Genomic DNA, 920 nt, shown 5'->3' with positions numbered 1-920 from the left:
TCCATCCTCTCCTGCCAGCACGAAACTGGCCATCAGGATGTCCACGAAACGGGGGCAACCTCACGGGCAGTGAGAGGCGCAACAGGTGGGAGTTGTTTTCCGGCAACGGGTCACGGGTGTGGTGTCAGCGTTGGTTGCTGTGCTGGTGATCGTCGGATCGCCCGCATTGACTGCCCCCGCAGGTGCGGCACCATCGGCACCGGTGGCGATCGTGATGATGGCCGGCACAGGGGAGACCAGCGAGGCGGCGAATTCGAATGTGCCCGTTGGAATGCTCAAAGGAGTGACCGACCGAGTGAAAGCCGCTGTTGGTGGCCAGGTCTCGATCATCTTCCCGGGCTACTCGGCGTCAGCCTTCAACAAGGGCAAGACCTATGTCGAGTCCAAGGAATCCGGTAAGCAAGCGCTGAAAGCCGCTCTACAACGACTCGATCCATCGACGAAGGTGGTGTTCGGCGGCTACAGCCAGGGCGCCGACATCGCCGGCGACGTCGCCTCCGACATCGGCAACAACCGAGGACCGATCACCGCTGACCGCATCCTCGGCGTCGCCCTGCTGGCAGACCCCGGCCGAGGCACCACCGGTGAGGCACTGGTCGGACCGAACACCAGCCCCGGTGTAGGGATGGGCGGCGACCGCCCCGGCGGCATGGGTGCACTGGCCGGTCGCGTCGCCACCATCTGCGACACCGGCAAAGGCGGGTCACCCGGTGACATGTACTGCAACCTCGACCGCAAGAAATACCCACTGGTGGCCAACATCTCGCAGATGCTGGCGATGACTCCGGCCGAGGCCAAAACCAAAGGTGCCGAAGACCAGAAGCTGGGTGGTCTCCCCGGGACTGTGGGCCAATCGGGGGTTAAAGGCCAAAATGTGTGTATGGAACCCCGGATTTCCGGGGGCTGACCTCGGGTGATGG

The 920-nt window shown here is 63.7% G+C and carries 1 protein-coding gene; it reads left to right on the top strand.

Translation table 11 applies throughout. From position 1 onward, the window contains the following. Positions 1–202 precede the first annotated feature (202 nt). Complete coding sequence (locus AAFP35_RS26235; RefSeq protein WP_419224621.1) at positions 203–907, top strand: cutinase family protein; 705 nt, start codon at positions 203–205, stop codon at positions 905–907. Positions 908–920 lie beyond the last annotated feature (13 nt).

This window comes from Gordonia sp. CPCC 206044 (genome assembly GCF_048537895.1).
Classification (GTDB): Bacteria; Actinomycetota; Actinomycetes; order Mycobacteriales; family Mycobacteriaceae; genus Gordonia.
The sequence above is the reverse complement of the archived record's forward strand: the minus strand, read 5'-3'. Positions and strand labels throughout refer to the sequence as shown.